Origin of the sequence: Mesorhizobium sp. M0317 (assembly GCF_040321555.1) — a bacterium.
Classification (GTDB): Bacteria; Pseudomonadota; Alphaproteobacteria; order Rhizobiales; family Rhizobiaceae; genus Mesorhizobium.
In genome coordinates this window covers 19,136-34,295 of the sequence record NZ_JAMYRV010000031.1, presented here as the reverse complement: position 1 = coordinate 34,295, position 15,160 = coordinate 19,136, and the positions used below count along the sequence as shown (strand labels likewise).

At 63.1% G+C, this 15,160-nt stretch carries 14 protein-coding genes; 5 read left to right on the top strand and 9 right to left on the bottom strand.

Annotated elements, in window-relative coordinates:
- The first annotated feature begins 125 nt into the window (after positions 1 to 125).
- A complete protein-coding gene (mscL, locus tag NKI88_RS20760; RefSeq protein WP_023681933.1) occupies positions 126 to 545 on the top strand; it encodes a large conductance mechanosensitive channel protein MscL in 420 nt (139 codons plus the stop codon).
- A 158-nt stretch (positions 546 to 703) separates the two neighbouring features.
- Positions 704 to 1,870 (top strand): pyridoxal phosphate-dependent aminotransferase, encoded by a 1,167-nt coding sequence (locus NKI88_RS20755; RefSeq protein WP_023669650.1) that lies wholly within the window; start codon positions 704 to 706, stop codon positions 1,868 to 1,870.
- Between the two features lie 19 nt (positions 1,871 to 1,889).
- Here NKI88_RS20755 and hemA read toward each other — a convergent pair whose 3' ends face one another.
- Entirely contained in the window at positions 1,890 to 3,167 is a 1,278-nt protein-coding gene (gene hemA, locus NKI88_RS20750) for a 5-aminolevulinate synthase (RefSeq protein ID WP_352656934.1), read from the bottom strand.
- A gap of 279 nt (positions 3,168 to 3,446) precedes the next feature.
- On the opposite strand from hemA, the gene galE reads away from it, so the two are divergent.
- Together galE and NKI88_RS20740 are read left to right on the top strand one after the other, a co-directional pair.
- The gene (galE, locus tag NKI88_RS20745) at positions 3,447 to 4,442 is read left to right on the top strand and encodes a UDP-glucose 4-epimerase GalE (protein WP_023669652.1); all 996 of its coding nucleotides are present in this window, start codon (positions 3,447 to 3,449) and stop codon (positions 4,440 to 4,442) included.
- Between the two features lie 97 nt (positions 4,443 to 4,539).
- Positions 4,540 to 5,790: a D-amino acid dehydrogenase gene (locus NKI88_RS20740; protein ID WP_023669653.1), complete on the top strand. Its 1,251-nt coding sequence runs from the start codon at positions 4,540 to 4,542 to the stop codon at positions 5,788 to 5,790.
- Between the two features lie 7 nt (positions 5,791 to 5,797).
- Here the strand turns inward: NKI88_RS20740 and NKI88_RS20735 are convergent, their stop codons facing one another.
- The gene (locus NKI88_RS20735; RefSeq protein ID WP_031203497.1) at positions 5,798 to 6,007 is read right to left on the bottom strand and encodes a hypothetical protein; all 210 of its coding nucleotides are present in this window, start codon (positions 6,005 to 6,007) and stop codon (positions 5,798 to 5,800) included.
- A gap of 146 nt (positions 6,008 to 6,153) precedes the next feature.
- Between NKI88_RS20735 and NKI88_RS20730 the strand changes: the two genes are divergently transcribed.
- On the top strand, positions 6,154 to 7,980 hold the full coding sequence (locus NKI88_RS20730) for an alanine racemase (RefSeq protein ID WP_023806882.1): 1,827 nt from the start codon (positions 6,154 to 6,156) through the stop codon (positions 7,978 to 7,980).
- Here the strand turns inward: NKI88_RS20730 and NKI88_RS20725 are convergent, their stop codons facing one another.
- The 7 genes from NKI88_RS20725 to NKI88_RS20695 all read right to left on the bottom strand — a co-directional run bounded on the left by NKI88_RS20725 (position 7,981) and on the right by NKI88_RS20695 (position 15,110).
- A complete protein-coding gene (locus tag NKI88_RS20725; RefSeq protein ID WP_352656930.1) occupies positions 7,981 to 9,357 on the bottom strand; it encodes an FGGY-family carbohydrate kinase in 1,377 nt (458 codons plus the stop codon).
- Entirely contained in the window at positions 9,354 to 9,671 is a 318-nt protein-coding gene (gene rhaM / locus NKI88_RS20720; RefSeq protein ID WP_023715347.1) for an L-rhamnose mutarotase, read from the bottom strand. Before rhaM ends, NKI88_RS20725 begins: the two co-directional genes overlap by 4 nt.
- The gene (locus NKI88_RS20715; protein ID WP_352656927.1) at positions 9,671 to 10,666 is read right to left on the bottom strand and encodes an ABC transporter permease; all 996 of its coding nucleotides are present in this window, start codon (positions 10,664 to 10,666) and stop codon (positions 9,671 to 9,673) included. Before NKI88_RS20715 ends, rhaM begins: the two co-directional genes overlap by 1 nt.
- Positions 10,663 to 11,640 carry an ABC transporter permease gene (locus NKI88_RS20710; protein ID WP_023818767.1) on the bottom strand — a complete coding sequence of 326 codons (978 nt, stop codon included), beginning with the start codon at positions 11,638 to 11,640 and terminating at the stop codon, positions 10,663 to 10,665. Before NKI88_RS20710 ends, NKI88_RS20715 begins: the two co-directional genes overlap by 4 nt.
- Entirely contained in the window at positions 11,637 to 13,178 is a 1,542-nt protein-coding gene (locus tag NKI88_RS20705) for a sugar ABC transporter ATP-binding protein (protein ID WP_023736115.1), read from the bottom strand. Before NKI88_RS20705 ends, NKI88_RS20710 begins: the two co-directional genes overlap by 4 nt.
- 84 nt (positions 13,179 to 13,262) lie before the next feature.
- Complete coding sequence (rhaS, locus tag NKI88_RS20700; RefSeq protein ID WP_023669661.1) at positions 13,263 to 14,258, bottom strand: rhamnose ABC transporter substrate-binding protein; 996 nt, start codon at positions 14,256 to 14,258, stop codon at positions 13,263 to 13,265.
- Positions 14,259 to 14,306: 48 nt separating this feature from the next.
- Entirely contained in the window at positions 14,307 to 15,110 is an 804-nt protein-coding gene (locus tag NKI88_RS20695) for a DeoR/GlpR family DNA-binding transcription regulator (protein ID WP_023669662.1), read from the bottom strand.
- Positions 15,111 to 15,160: the final 50 nt, after the last annotated feature.

Sequence of the window (15,160 nt, the reverse complement as noted above, 5' to 3'; positions counted from 1 at the left end):
GGTAAGGAGAAAGCGGTGTTTTCCAGCTTTTGCTTCTGTTGCAACCGCAGGTTTTTGTTATGGTGCGCACGGGCCGACGCCGGAGGGACGGCGGCAGCGCGGTCCGTCATGACAAGGAGGGTCGAATGCTGAAAGAATTCCAGGAATTCATTTCCAAAGGAAATGTGATGGACCTTGCGGTCGGCGTCATCATCGGCGCGGCCTTCAGCAAGATCGTCGATTCTCTTGTCAATGACATCATCATGCCTTTCATCGGCGCACTTGGTGGCGTCGACTTTTCCAACTACTTCATAGGCCTCTCATCAACAGTGCATTCGACCAATCTTGCCGACGCGCGTAAGGAAGGCGCGGTGTTCGCCTACGGCAATTTTATCACCGTGGCGCTGAATTTCGTCATCCTGGCTTTCATCATCTTCCTTATGGTCAAGGCCGTGAACAACATGCGCAAGCGGCTCGAGCGCGAGAAGCCGGCCGCACCTGCGGCTCCGCCGCCGGCTGACGTCGCACTGCTCACCGAAATTCGCGATCTCCTCGCCAGGAAATAGACAAGGCCAGATTTCTGGACCAAAACCCCGGTCGTTCGCGGCCGGGGTTTTCTGTTGCCGCATCTGCTAAGAGCATCCGCCAATGCATGTCGCCCATAAGTGCGCAGCGGTTCTGGATAATGACATGCATCAAAGCAGACATCAAAACGGACCTGTTCATGACCCTGATCGATAGCTTGCGCGCCGAAGCGGTGGCCGCCCCCGAAAGCGGCATTGTCGCCGTCGTCAATTACGGCCGTACGCGCGAGGGCATGATCCCGCTCTGGGCCGGTGAAGGCGATTTGCCGACGCCTGCCTTCATTTCGGAAGCCGCCGCCAAGGGGCTCGCCAATGGCGAGACATTCTATACCTGGCAGAAAGGCATTCCGGAGCTGAGGCAAGCGCTTTCTCGCTACTATGCCAGGCATTTCGGCAAGAGCTTCGCCGAAGAGGAATTCATCGCCACCGGTTCCGGCATGCATGCCATTCAGTTGGCATTAGCCGCGGTCGCCGGCAGCGGCGACGAGGTGGTCTATCTCTCCCCGGCCTGGCCGAATTTCGCCGCCGCCGCCGGTATTTCCGGCGCTACCCCGGTTGCGGTCACGCTCGACCAGTCGGGCAATGGCTGGTCCTGCGATGTCGACAAGATTGCGGCTGCGGTGACGCCGCGCACCAAGGCGCTGTTCGTCAACACGCCATCGAACCCCACCGGCTGGACGGCCGATAAGGAAACGCTGCAGGCGATCCTGAATCTCGCCCGCCAAAAGGGCCTGTGGATCATCGCCGACGAGATCTATTCGCTGTTCCACTACGGCCACGGCCGTGCGCCGTCCTTCCTCGACATTTCGACCGCGGAAGACCGCATCCTGTTCGTCAACTCCTTTTCCAAGAACTGGGCGATGACCGGCTGGCGCGTCGGCTGGATCAAGACCCATCCCGAGCTGCAGCAGGTGTTCGAGAACCTGATCCAGTATTCGACCTCAGGCGTCGCCCAGTTCATGCAGCGCGGCGCCGTCGCGGCGCTGGACCACGGTGATGCGTTCATCGTCGAACAGGTTGAGCGGGCGCGAAAGGCGCGCGACCTGGTCTGCGATATTCTAGGCGCAACCGGCAAAGCGCGCTTCACCGTGCCGCAAGGCGCGTTCTATTTGTTTTTCACGGTCGACGGCATCACCGATCCGCGCCGGGCTGCTTTCGACATCGTCGACAAGGCCAATGTCGGCCTGGCGCCGGGCACCGCCTTCGGCCCTGGCGGAGAGGCGTTTTTGCGCCTGTGCTTCCACCGCCGCCTCGACCAGCTCGAGGAAGCGGCACACCGGCTGGCGGGATGGATGAGGACGGTTTGAGGTTAAATGGGCGGCGGCTTCAGCCGCCCGACTTCGGCACCAGCAGCGGCACAATCCGGTCGCTCTTGGTGACAGTGGGCCGCCCTGCGGAGCCATAGGGAATGCCCAGCGCATCCCATGTCTCGACCAGCGCGTCCTGAAGTCCCGCAATCAGCGCATCGGTATGGAACGGCGTCGGCGTGATGCGCAGCCGCTCGGTGCCGCGCGGCACGGTCGGATAGTTGATCGGCTGGATGTAGATGCCGTGCACGCCGAGCAGACGGTCGCTGGCCATCTTGCAGAGTTCGGGGTCACCGACCAGCACCGGCACGATATGCGTCGGCGATTCCATCACCGGCAGGCCGGCTGCAGAAAGAACCTCCTTGGTCCGCGATGCCTGCTGTTGCTGCGCATCGCGCTCGGCTTGCGAGCGCTTGAGGTGACGGATGGACGTGGTGGCGGCGGCGGCGATCGCCGGCGGCAGCGCCGTGGTGAAGATGAAGCCCGGAGCATAGGAGCGCACCGCGTCGATGACGGCGCTGTTGCCGGCGATATAGCCGCCCAGCGTGCCGAACGCCTTGGCCAGCGTGCCTTCGATGATGTCGATACGGTCGGCCAGCCCCTCGCGCTCGGTGATGCCGCCGCCGCGCGGTCCGTACATGCCGACGGCATGGACCTCGTCAATATAGGTCATCGCGTTGTAGCGTTCGGCCAGTTCGACGATCTGCTTGATCGGCGCGATGTCGCCATCCATCGAATAGACGCTCTCGAACACGATCAGCTTGGCGCGTTCGCGGCCCGCCACCTGCAGCAGGCTTTCGAGATGCGCGACGTCGTTGTGGCGGAAAATCTTCTTTTCGGCGCCCGAGCGCCGTACGCCTTCGATCATCGAGGCATGGTTCAACTCGTCCGAAATGATCAGGCAATTGGGCAAAAGCCGCGCAATGGTCGAGATCGAGGCCTCGTTGGAGACGAAGCCGGAGGTGAAGACCAGCGCCGCTTCCTTGTCGTGCAGGTCGGCCAGTTCCAGCTCGAGCTCGACGAGCGGGTTCGAGGTGCCGGAAATGTTGCGGGTGCCGCCGGCGCCCGAACCCATCTTGCCGGCTGCATTCTGGAACGCGGCAATGACATCGGGGTTCTGGCCCATGCCGAGATAGTCGTTGGAGCACCAGACGGTGATTTCCTCGGCGCGGCCGTTTGAACGCCAGATGGCGCGCGGAAACTTGCCGACAATGCGCTCGAGATCGGCGAAAACCCGGTAGCGCCGCTCGGCGTGGAGCTGGTCGATCGCTTCCTCGAAGAACCGCTGATAGTTCATGTCGCCTTCCCAGTTTTGCGCGGGATCATAATCGTTGGGCCATTCGTCGTCCACCGGGCCGTTTTGGTCAAAATGCCACGCCCCAAGCCTGTTCCTAACGATGCCAGATCGTGGCCTATTCCCTTGATGTGGATCAATTTTGTTTCCGTACGATGCCACAGGCCGGTGAGACTGTTACGGATTTAACATTCAGGCGTTTCTAATGGCCTTGCCGCAGGCTTTCCAGTAAGGCGGTGATTGAGACAGTTTCCGATAAATCATGAGTAAAAGAGGACGCGGATGACGGTTTTGGTAACGGGCGGCGCCGGCTATATCGGCAGCCACATGGTCTGGGAACTGCTGGATGCCGGCGAGAGCGTCGTCGTTCTCGACCGCCTTTCCACGGGCTTCGAATGGGCGGTAGCGCCGGAAGCCAAGCTTGTCGTCGGCGATGTCGCCGATAGGGAATTGGTCGGCCAGATCATCCGGGATAACAAGGTCGACGCGATCATCCACTTCGCCGGTTCCATCGTGGTGCCGGAATCGGTTGCCGATCCGCTCGCCTATTACGAGAACAACACCTCCAAGACCCGCACGCTGATCGAAACCGCCGTGCGCGAGGGCGTGCCGCATTTCATCTTCTCCTCGACCGCCGCCGTCTATGGCGGCGCCGGCCTGGAGCCGGTGCGCGAGGATGCCCGCCTGGCGCCGGAATCGCCCTACGGCCTGTCCAAGCTGATGAGCGAATGGATGCTGCGCGATGCAGCGCTTGCGCATCCCTTGCGGTACACGGCGCTGCGCTACTTCAACGTCGCCGGCGCCGATCCCAGGGGCCGGACGGGGCAGTCGACGCCTGGCGCCACGCATCTGATCAAGGTCGCCTGCGAGACCGCGCTCGGCAAACGCCCCTTCATGCAGGTGTTCGGCACCGATTATCCGACGCCGGACGGCACCTGCATGCGCGATTATATCCATGTCAGCGACCTGGCTGCGGCGCACCGGCTGGCGCTGCAGCGGCTGCGCGCCGGCGGCGGCAGCCTCGTCGCCAATTGCGGCTACAGCCACGGCTATTCGGTGCTCGAGGTCATCGACAGCGTGCGGCGCGCCTTCGGCCGGGATTTCGAGGTCAAGATGGGCGACCGGCGCCCCGGCGACGCCGCCGCCGTGGTTGCCAATTCGGACCTTGCACGCGCCGAACTCGGCTGGACCCCGCAACGCGACGACCTCGACCAGATCGTCGCCGATGCACTCGCCTGGGAGCGTATCCTCACCGGCAAGAACTCCGCGCGGGGCTGAGCCGGGCACTTCCGAGGGCTCGCAAGGCGCGCGGCGAAGCGCTATTGAAGCAATGGCGGTGCGGCGTGGAGGCGCTGTGCCGCGAAGAGGGGGTGGCATGAAGATAACGGTGCTTGGAGCCGGCGTTGTCGGTACCGCGGCCGCCTATTATCTGGCCGCCGACGGCCATGAGGTCACCGTGATCGAGCGCCATCCGGCGCCGGCGCGCGGCACCAGCCAGTCCAATGCCGGTCTGGTGTCGCCGGGCGACGCCACCGCCTGGGCCTCGCCGGCGGCGCTGAAGACCTTCCTGCGCGCTCTCTGGAACCATGATCTCGGCATCAAGGTCAGGCTGCGCTTCGATCCTTATTTCCTCGCCTGGAGCCTGCGTTTCCTGCGCCAGTGCACCGTGGCCCGGCTGCGCGCCAACAGCCAGGTCAAACTGCGCCTGGCGCTCTATTCGCGCGACTGCATCAACGCGCTCTCCGACGCCACCGGCATCCACTATGACGAGCGCAAGAAGGGCATTCTTTATTTCTTCCGCTCGCAGCACAGTCTCGACACCGGCACCGACAACTACCAGTTTCTGGCAAAGCATGGCCTGCCGATCGAGATCGTCGGCCGCGACCGGCTGGTCGAACTTGAGCCCGGGCTCGCCGGAGTGAAGGAAAAGATCGCCGGCGGCGTTTATTCGCCAATCGACCAGACCGGCGATTCCAGGATATTCGTCGATGGGCTGGCCGCCTATGCCGCCGAAAAGCTCGGCGTCAGATTCCTGTTCGACACCACGGTCGAGGGGCTCGACATAGAGGGCGACTGGGTGCGTGCGGTCATGACGTCGGCCGGCCCGGTGACGGGCGACGCCGTCGTCATCGCCATGGGCCCCGAGAGCGGCCTGATCGGCCGCCGCTACGGTATCGACCTGCCCGTCTATCCGGTTAAAGGCTATAGCGCGACCATCCCGCTGGAGGACGAGAGCAAGGGACCGACCATGGGCGGCGCCGACGAGGACCGGCTGGTTGGTTACTCCAGGCTCGGAAACCGCCTGCGCATGTCCTCGACAGCCGAGTTCACCGGCTTCGACCGCAGCTTCAAGCCCAGCGACTTCAAGTCTATGCTGAGCACCGGCAAAGACCTTTTCCCTGGCGCTTTCGACGAGAAGAAGGCGCTGTTGTGGGCAGGTCTGCGGCCGATGATGCCCAACTCGGTGCCGGTCATCGGCAAGGCGAAATACAAGAACCTTTACCTCGACACCGGCCACGGCCATGTCGGCTGGACCATGGCCTGCGGCTCGGGCAAGTTCCTGGCCGACCTCGTCGCCGGCCGCAAGCCGGAGATCGACCCGCAAGGGCTGGTCTACGGGAACTGAGGGAGCTCTAGTCGTCGTGTTGGCATCGAGTCCATTCGCCGTGCACCCATTCGGCAAGCCATCCGCGCTCAAGCTGGCCAATCTGTGCCAAGTTTTCCTGCCTGGAGGTCAAATGGCCGAGACCGATAACTTCGAAATCTCCACAGTCCGCGGGATGATCATGTTCGCCGCAGGTCAGTTGCCACTCACCATCGAAATGATGAACGACCAGCGTCACCGGCCTCTCCGATCGAAAGACGTGCCCACATACAATTGCTCTGGTTTCCAACATTGAGGCCGTCACTGCGCAAAGTTTGACAAATATCGTACGACGATCTGGAAGATGCATCTGGCTGACAGATTCTACAAACCCTGAGTGACGAAATGTCGGGACCGCAAGTCGCTATCGACCTTGGCCGCATCGAGCGCAACGCCCGCACCATCGTCGAGCGCTGCGCGCTGTCCGGCATCAAGGTGTTCGGAGTTACGAAGGGCACATGCGGCATGCCGCAAGTGGCGCGGGCCATGCTGCGCGGCGGTGTTGCCGGCATCGCGGAATCGCGCTTCGAAAACATCCGCCGGCTGCGCGACAGCGGCATCAATGCGCCGGTCATGCTGCTGCGCAGCCCGCCCATGGCGCGCGTAGAGGAGGTCGTGCGCACCGTCGACATCAGCCTGCAGTCGGAACTGACCACCATCCGCGAGATATCGCGCATTGCCGAGCGCATGGGCCGCGTCCACGATATCATGCTGATGATCGATCTCGGCGATCTCCGCGAAGGCATCTGGCCAAGCGACCTGATCCCCACCGTCGAGCAGATCCTACAATTCAAGGGCGTGCGCATCGCCGGCATCGGCACCAATCTCGGCTGCTTCGGCGCCATAATGCCGACGCCGGAGAACCTTGGCCAACTCGTCGCCCATGCCTACAAAACCGAGCGCCTGTCCGGCAAAAGCCTCGACTTCATTTCCGGCGGCGCCTCGTCATCGCTGACGCTGCTGCTCGAAGGCAAGCTGCCGCCCGGCATCAACAATCTGCGCGTGGGCGAGGCGATCCTGCAAGGCGGTGTCGAAACCTTTCGCGACGTGCCGTGGCCCGAACTCGAACCCGATGCCTGCCGGCTGACCAGCGACATCATCGAGGTCAAACTCAAGCCTTCGCGGCCGATCGGCACATCCGGCTACGACGCCTTCGGCAACCAGCCGGTCTTCGCCGACGAGGGCGACCGGCTGCGCGCCATCGCCAATATAGGCCGCGAGGACGTGCTGGTCGAAGGGCTGACGCCGATCGCCAAGGGGGTGAGGGTGCTCGGCGCTTCCAGCGACCATCTGCTGCTCGATGTGCAGGATGCCGATCCGCGACCTACCGTCGGCGACCGTGTCGCCTTCCGCATGAATTATGGCGCCATGCTTCTGGCGATGACCTCGGAATATGTCGAGAAGGCGCCGATGCACGACGTCGCGGATTTCTCCGGCCGCAAGATGGTGTCGATCTCGGCCGAACCGGAAGCCGGCGGGATTATCGCCCGCGAGGGAACCGGCGCGCGTCTGGAGGCGATGAATTTCGACGTGGTCGAACTCGCCGACGTCGAGCGGCCGCCCTCGGGCTTGATCCGGCTCGCTGCCGGCGCCGATCGCCGTATCGCCCACAAGGCGCTGACCGCAACGGCGCGCGCCACGCATTCCTTCGGCCTGATCTGGATCGATTCCCTCGCCGCCCTGATGCCCGAGGACGAGGAGGCCGAAGACATGCCTGAAGTCTCGGTGCTGGCCCGCGCGCTCGGTCTCGATCACAAGCCCGGCGCGCTGCAGCCGCAGCTGTCGCCGGAAAATATCGTCATCGTGGGCCTGCGCCATGCCGATCCGGCGGAGGCAAGGGTGCTCAAGGATTCGCGTGTCTCGGCCTTCACCATGACCGACATCGACGCCATGGGCATGCGCGACCTCATGCATGAGGCGATCCGCATCGCGACGTCGGGCACGCAGGGCTTTCACGTCAGCTATTCGCCGACGGCGACCGAATTTACCGGCTGGGCTGCGGGCTCGGGCGGGCTGACGGTGCGCGAGACGCATCAGGCAATGGAGGCGATCTCGCTGTCCGGCGGTCTGCTGTCGATGGATGTTTCCGGGCTGACCGCCGGTCTGGAGCCGCGGATCGGCGCCGACGCCGTCAACTTCGTCATGTCGGCCTTTGGGAAGCGGATTTTGTGATCAGCCTTGCGCGTCGACTGCCGCGCGCCACGCGGTGACATAGGCCGCCCAGACCGGGTCGGTCTGCGGCTCAATTCTTTCGCCCTTGCCGTGCGTCACTGGCTGATCGGATGCGAGCAGTGCCGCGCCGATGCTGGTGCCGGTGGCCGCCTCGGAGGCGATGACGATGCGCGCGGTCGCTGCCGCCAGCATGCCGACAAAGAGCCGGTTGCGAGCAAACGGTCCTTCCACGGTGGTCGGGCCGTCGGCGCCGATCAGCTCGAGGCAGGTCGCCGTCATCAGTGCCAGATAGAAGGAAATGGCGGCGAACCGCTCGCCTTTGCTGATGCCCTCGGCACCAAGCCATGCCGCGGCATGGTGCGGGAACGGACCTGATCCCTGCTGGGTAGAAGGCAAAAGCAGCATCTTTTTTGTCAGAACGGCCAGCACCTCGCTGCCGCTGCAGTCCTGCGGCTTGTCCTTGGTCAGCTGGGAAAACTCGCGGCCACCCATGAACCGCGCCGAGGGGACGGGAGCGCCAAGCGCGCTGACATTGACCAGCGTGTCGCGCGCAGCATCGAGCGCAATCTCTCTGCCGCCGACCGCCATCGATACCACCCAGGTGCCGGTCGAGACGACCGAGAAGGGCGGCTCGTCGGACAGAAGATGCGGCAATAGGGAGGCGTTGGAATCGTGCAGGCCACAGAATACCGGGGTCTGCGGATCGAGCCCGGTGCGCGCGGCAAGCGCCGGCAGGATCGGGCCGAGCTGGTCCCTGGCCGGCCGCACCGGCGCCATCAGCCTGCGCCAATCCAGCCTGTCGACCATCGAGGAAAAGTCCGCCTCCCAAGGGCTCCACAGATCGGTGTGGCAGCCGAGCGAGGTCACCTCGTTGGCGGCAACGCCGGTCAGGCGCAGCGCCCAGTATTGCGGATACATCAGCATCGCGGCGGCCCTGGCGAATTCGGTGGGAAAACGCTTCTCAAGCCAGAAGAATTGCGCACCGAGATTGAGGCCGAGCGGCAGGCGCGGCGTCCCAGTCTCAATGAAGGGCGGACGGATCGCACTATACTCTGTAGCCAGCCTGTCGGGGCCGTCGAACTCATAGTCGAGGACAGGCAGCACCAGATCGCCCGCCGCGTCGACCAGCACGCCGGTCGCACCATGCGTGGTGATCGAAATCGCTTCGATACGCTGTTCGCGGTTGAGGCTGGCAAGGCTGTTGAGGATGAACCTCCACAGCGACTCGACATCGTGATGCGGGTAGGGCGCTTGCCGCAGCGGCGCGTTCGCCATGCGGCGCAACCCCACTTCGCTCAACGTGACGAGATCGACCAGCGCGACCTTGGCGTTGGTCTTGCCGACGTCGATGACGGCGATATGGCGCAGCCCACTCATGCCAAATGGAACATTGTTTCCAGGGGGATGGCCACCGGTTGGTTGTCCGGCCTGGTCTCCATGATGTCGGCCATGTGCGCCCACCAGCGCTGCATCACCGGGTGCTTCGGCAGGTCGGCCATGCCATGGTCGTCGCGCCGCCACAGCACGCCGAACAGGATGTTGGTGTCTTCATCGAGATGGATCGAATAATCGGCGACGCCGGCCTCTCTCAGCAGCGCCACCAGCGACGGCCAGATCTCATCGTGGCGCTTTTTGTACTCGGCTTTCATGCCGGGTTTGAGCTGCATCTTGAAGGCGTATTTCTCAGGCATCAGCTGTTACCACGCAGCTGTCGCCAGACGATCGGCAGCGCGATGACGAAGATCAAGAGCAGGCCGATGAAGATCGACATGACGATGCCGGGCACGTTGAGCAGGCCGAGGCCGAAGGTCACCAGCCCCATGATAAAGGCGGCGAGCACGACGCCAACAATGCTGCCGGAGCCACCCAGAATGCTGACGCCGCCCAGCACCACCATGGTGATGACCTCAAGCTCGTAACCCTGCGCGATGGACGGTCGCGTCGAGCCGAGCCGCGAGGTGATCAGCACCGAGGCGATGCCGGCCATCAGCCCGGTCAGGCAAAACAGGATGAATTTGATGCGGCCGACGCGAACGCCGGAAAACTGTGCCGCGACCGGATTGTTGCCGATGGCAAAGACACGGCGGCCGAAGCTGGTGCGATGCAGCAGGAACCAGTAGGCGACGGCCGCGAGGAGGAAGAGCACCAGTTCGAACGACACCACCCACCAGACGTAACCCTGGCCGAAGAAGGCGAAGCTCTCGGGATAGCCCTTGTAGGCCTGGTCACCGAGGATGATGAAGGCAATGCCGCGAAACAGGCTCATCGTGCCGATGGTAACGACGATGGACGGCAGGCCGAGCCTCGTCACCAACAGCCCGTTGAAGGCGCCGCAACCGAGCCCGACGACGATGCCGATAGCCACCAGCACCGGCGTGTCGGCGCCGGCCTGTACCGCCATGCCCATCATGGTCGAGGCGAGCGCGATGATGGCGGCGACCGACAGGTCGATCTCGCCCGAAATGATCAGCAGCGCCATCGCGAAGGCGATCAGGCCTTTCTCGGTGAAATTGAAAGTCAGATCCGACAGGGAGTAGGCGTCGAGGAAATAGGGCGAGGCGAAACTGTTGATGGCGAAGATGGCGACCGCCACGACGACCAGCAGCGCCTCCCAGGAAAAGATCGCCGAGGAGAGCGGCTTGTCGAGCCGGTCGGGAATGTGGCGCGGGGCGGGGGTGTCGGTCATGCCGCTTCCGCTTTCCTCAGGATAATCCGCCCCTGCTGACGTTCGCCACGCGCGTTGAGCACGACGGCCAGGATGATGGCGCTGCCTGAAATCGCCATCTGCCAGAAGGGCGAGATGTTGATGACGGGCAGCGCGTTGGAAATGATGCCGAGGAACAGCGCCCCTAACACCGCGCCCCCGACCGAGCCGATGCCGCCGGCAATCGAAATGCCGCCGATGACGCAGGCGGCGATGATATTGAGTTCATAGCCATTGGCGACCTCGACCGAGGCGATGACATAACGCGAAATCCAGAGATAACCGGCGAGCCCGCCGATCATGCCGGAAATGCAGAAGACGATGAATTTGGTTCGGCCGATATCGATGCCGGCATAGACCGACGCCGTCGGGTTGACGCCGATGGCATAGATCGAACGGCCAAGCGCGGTTCGCGTCATCACCACGAAGAACAGCGCGATGACCAGTATGGCGATCCAGGACAGAACCGGAATGCCCAGGAAAGCTGCGCGCTGGAAGCCGATGAACTCAGGGCTCATCTTGTCGGCATTGACCCATGCGCCGCCGGACAGGACGAAGGTGGCGCCGCGATAGATGGTGAGCGTGCCCAATGTCACCACGATCGAAGGGATGTTCAGCCGCCACACCAGCAGGCCGTTGATGGCGCCGAGCACCAGTCCGACGGCCAGCGCAATGACGATCAGCAGCGGGATCGGGATCGCCGGATGCGCGGCGTTCAGCATCGCCACCACCATGCCGGTGAAGCACAGGTTGGAGGCCATCGACAGGTCGATCGAGCGGGTCAGGATGACGACCATCTGTCCCAGCGCCAGGATCATCAGGATCGAGGTGTCGTTGAACACCTGGGCGAGATTGCCGGGGTCGGCAAAGGCCGGGAAACGCGTCGAGATCAGAGCAATCAAAACGACGATCGCCGCTGCCAGCCAGATCTCGCGGTATTTAAGGAGAGCCTTCATGCCGCGATCCCCGCTGCCGTCCGGACCAGCGTTTCGGCGTCCAGCCCCTTATTATCGTAGACCGCCGCAACCAGCCCTTCGCGCATGACGACGACGCGGTCGGACATGCCCAGAATCTCCGGCAGTTCCGACGACACCATGATCACCGACAGGCCCTGCGCGACGAGCTCGGCCATGAAGCCGTGCACGGCGGCCTTGGAGCCGATGTCGATGCCCTTGGTCGGCTCGTCCAGGATGATCACCTTGGGCGCCGTCGCCAGCCATTTGGCGATGACGATCTTCTGCTGGTTGCCGCCCGACAGCGTGCCGACATCCTGGCTCAGCGACGAGGCGCGCAGGTCTAGCCGCTCGGTGTAGGAGCGGGCGAGCGCGAATTCGTCCGACAATCGCAGCAGGCCGGATTTGGAGGTGCGCTTGAGCGAGGGAAGCGAGACGTTTTGGAAGATCGGCAGGCCGATCACCACGCCCTGCTTGCCGCGTTCCTCCGGCACGTAGACGATGCCGGCTTCGATGGAATCCGCCGCCGATTTCGGCGTGATCGTCTTGCCTTCCAGCGTGATCGTTCCACCCGATATGCGGGTGATGCCCGATATCGCCTGCATCACCTCTGACCGCCCGGCGCCGACAAGGCCGTAGAAACCGAGGATCTCGCCCTTGTGCAGTTCGAAGCCGATGTCGTTGAATTCGGTCGGGTGCGAAAGGCCAGCGACCGACAGCACCGGCGCGCCGATCTCGGCCTTGCGTTGCGGAAAGATGTGATCGACCGAGCGGCCGACCATCATGCGCACGATCTGGCTCTGGCCGGTATCCTTGATAAGGCCCTCGCCAACCATCTCGCCGTCGCGGAACACGGTGTAGCGATCGGCGATCCGATAGATCTCGTCGAACTTGTGGCTGATGAACAGGATCGCCTTGCCTTCCTCCTTGAGGAATTCGATCAGCAGGAAAAGCTCCTCGATCTCCTTCATCGAAAGGGCTGCGGTCGGCTCATCCATGATGACGATCTGCGCATCGATCGACATCGCGCGAGCAACCGCTACCAGATGCTTGTTGGCGATGCCGAGGTCTTTCAGCCGCGCATCGGCGTCGATATGGCCGGCATGCATGGTGTCGAGCACTTCGCGCGCGTGTTTTCGCATGGTGCGCCAGTCGATGGTGCCTAGCCGCGTGCGCGGCGCATGGCCGAGAAAAATGTTTTCGGCGACGCTCAGATCGTCGAACAGCACGGTTTCCTGATGAATGGCGGTGACGCCGTGGCCGAAGGCGGCATGCGCGCTGGGCAGGGTGACGGCCTGGCCGTCAATGCTGATCGTGCCGGCGTCGGGCTGGTAGATGCCGGTCATGATCTTGACCAGCGTCGACTTGCCGGCACCGTTTTCACCGATCAGCGCCGTAACCTGGCCGGGGTAAAGCGACAGGCTGACATTGTGCAGCGCGCGCACGCCGGGAAAGCTTTTGGAGACGCCGGACAGCGTCAGGCGCGGGGCAGGACCCGTGGGCTCCTCCTTCGCAATGCCGTGCTGGGCTGTCGTGTCCATATCCGTATCAAGCCCTGAAACAAGGTCCGTTTAAAGTCGCGGCGGGATTTTGGTCCCGCCGCGCTTGGTCCGAGACGTCCGAGATCAATAGATCTTGGAGAACTTTTCGATGTTGGACTTGTCGAACTGGAAGGGCGGAGCCATCGCAGCCGAGTTGCTGTCATCGAGCGTGACCTTGCCGACGCGGCCGATCGACAGCGTTGCGCCCGGCTTTGCCTCTTCCTTCTTCACCGCCAGATCATGAGCGAGGTAGACGGCGGAGTAGCCGAGGTCGATCGGATTCCAGAGGGCAACCGCCTGGCTGGAACCGTTGTCGATGAACTTCTTGAACTCCGACGGCAGCGCCAGACCCGTGACATTGACCTTGCCGATCAGGTTCGCGTCGGTGACGACCTGGGCAGCGGCAACGACGCCGACGGTGGTCGGCGCGATGATCGCCTTGAGGTTCGGATAGGATTTCAGCAGGCCCTTGGCTTCGTCGGTGCTCTTGGCCGAATCGTCATCGCCGTAGACGGTGGCGACGAGTTTGATCTTGGGGAATTTCTCCGGCAGGATCTTCTTGGCCGCGTCGATCCAGGCGTTCTGGTTGGTCGCGGTCGACGAAGCCGACAGAATGGCGACTTCGCCGCCTTCCGGCAGATAGTCGGCGGCCAGCTTGATGATGGTCTCGCCGATCAGGCCGGTGTCGGACGGGTTGAGATGCAGCTGGCGGCCTTCCTTGGCGACGCCCGAATCCCACGAGATGACGGTGATGCCACGCTCCATGGCCTTCTTCAGCACCGGCACCAGCGCGTCGGCGTCATTGGCCGAAATCGCAATGGCGTTGACCTTCTGCGCGATCAGCGAATTGACCACTTCGATCTGCGCTTCGGCGGTCGCCTTGGTCGGGCCGGTGTAGATGATGTCGACATCGCCGAGTTCCTTGGCCGCCTCTTCGGCGCCCTTATTGGCGGCGTCGAAGAAGCCGTTGCCGAGCGACTTCACCACCAGCGCGATCTTGACGTTCTCGGCATAGGCGGCATTCACGAACATGGCGGCCGAGAACGCGGCCGTCACCATCAATTTCTTCAGAAAGCTCATCGTATTTCCTCCCTTGAGCGTTGCATTCCATCGTCGCTGCGGTTGGCCTCAGGCCTGCAGCGAGGATTCTTCCTTTGCCGACTTGCGGGCGACGATCAGCGTCACACCCGCGGCCTCCAGCATGTTGGCTTCGCGATCCTCGATGCCGTCATCGGTGATGACGGTGGCGATGCGCTTGAGCCCGCACAGGATCAGGCTCGAGCGCTGGCGGAATTTCGATGAGTCGACCAGCACCACCAGTTCGTCGGCCTGGTCGATCAGTTTCTGCTCCGCCTGGATCAGCAGCGGGTCGCCTTCCATCAGGCCAAGAGGCCCGAGCCCTTGAGCGCCCATGAACATGCGGCGCGCGTAGAAATTACGCGTCACGTCATTGTCGAAGGGCGAGAGGATGATGTTCTGCTCGCGGTAGATGGTGCCGCCCGACAGCATGACGGTGTTCTTCGAATGCTTGAGCAGGTGCTCGGCGATGGGGAACGAATTGGTGAAGATCGGCATGCGGCGTCCGGTCAGGAAATGCACCATCTGGAAGGTGGTGGTGCCGCCATTGATGATGATCGGTTCGCCGTCCTTGCACAGCTCCACCGCTTCGCGCGCAATCGCGCGCTTCTGCGAAGCGTTAAGCGTTTCGTTGACGGAAAAGGGCCGGCCGGCGAGGCCGATGAACTGCGGTGGCGAGATCGCCTCGGCGCCGCCACGCACGCGACGCAGGCGCTTTTGCACATGAAGAGCCGCGATATCGCGCCGGATCGTCGCCTCGGAGGAGTCCGTCAGGTCGACCATCTCCTGCACCGTCACCACAGGCTTTTCCTGGACGGCGGACAGAATGATCCTGTGGCGCTCTTTTTCGTGCATGGTTCCTCCCTGCATGGTCATGAGGCACTAGAAAACCACCAGTGTCAATC